Consider the following 867-nt stretch of genomic DNA (forward strand, 5'->3'; position numbering starts at 1 on the left):
CGACATGGGCGTGCGGCAGCGGTGACGGATGCACGCCGCCGGCGACCAGGCCAGCGATGTGCGCCATGTCGACCATCAGGTAGGCGCCGACCGCATCGGCGATCTCGCGAAAACGCTTCCAGTCCCAGACGCGCGAATAGGCGGTGCCGCCGGCCAGGATCAGCTTCGGCTTGGTCTCATGCGCGGTCTTCTCGATGGCGTCCATGTCGAGCAGATGGTCGTCCTGGCGCACGCCATAGGAGACGACCTTGAACCATTTGCCACTCATGTTGACCGGCGAACCGTGGGTCAGATGGCCGCCGGAATTTAGGTCGAGGCCCATGAAAGTATCGCCTGGCTGCAAGAGCGCCAGGAACACTGCCTGGTTCATCTGGCTGCCGGAATTCGGCTGGACGTTGGCGAAGTTGCAGCCGAACAGCTTCTTTGCCCGCTCGATGGCCAGTTCCTCGGCCACGTCGACGAACTGGCAGCCGCCATAGTAACGCTTGCCCGGATAGCCCTCGGCGTATTTGTTGGTCATGATCGAGCCCTGCGCTTCAAGCACGGCGCGGGAAACAATGTTTTCCGAGGCGATCAGCTCGATCTCGTGACGCTGACGACCGAGTTCGTTGCGGATGGCGCCGAAAATCTCCGGATCGGCGTCAGCCAGCGTGGTTTCGAAGAAGGATTCGAATTTGTTCGACACTGCCGCTGCTGTTGCCATAGCCTGGAATCCTCGGGGTTCGGGGGCAATTTTGTTTATGCATGTCGTTGCCCAAACCGCTGTACACTTTTGGGCAACCTGCACGCGGCGCCATTAACACAGTTGTTTTCGCCCCGCCACGTTTGCCACGCGAAATTTGCTGGCCGGATTGCGCCAGCCAGGCC

General features: G+C 60.8%; 1 protein-coding gene. It reads right to left on the reverse strand.

Going from position 1 to position 867, the window contains the following annotated elements:
• On the reverse strand, positions 1-703 hold a 703-nt coding region (locus EN935_RS38135), incomplete at its 3' end, for a serine hydroxymethyltransferase (protein ID WP_127374350.1).
• Positions 704-867 lie beyond the last annotated feature (164 nt).

The sequence above is a fragment of the Mesorhizobium sp. M7D.F.Ca.US.004.03.1.1 genome (assembly GCF_003998635.1).
Classification (GTDB): domain Bacteria; phylum Pseudomonadota; class Alphaproteobacteria; order Rhizobiales; family Rhizobiaceae; genus Mesorhizobium; species Mesorhizobium loti.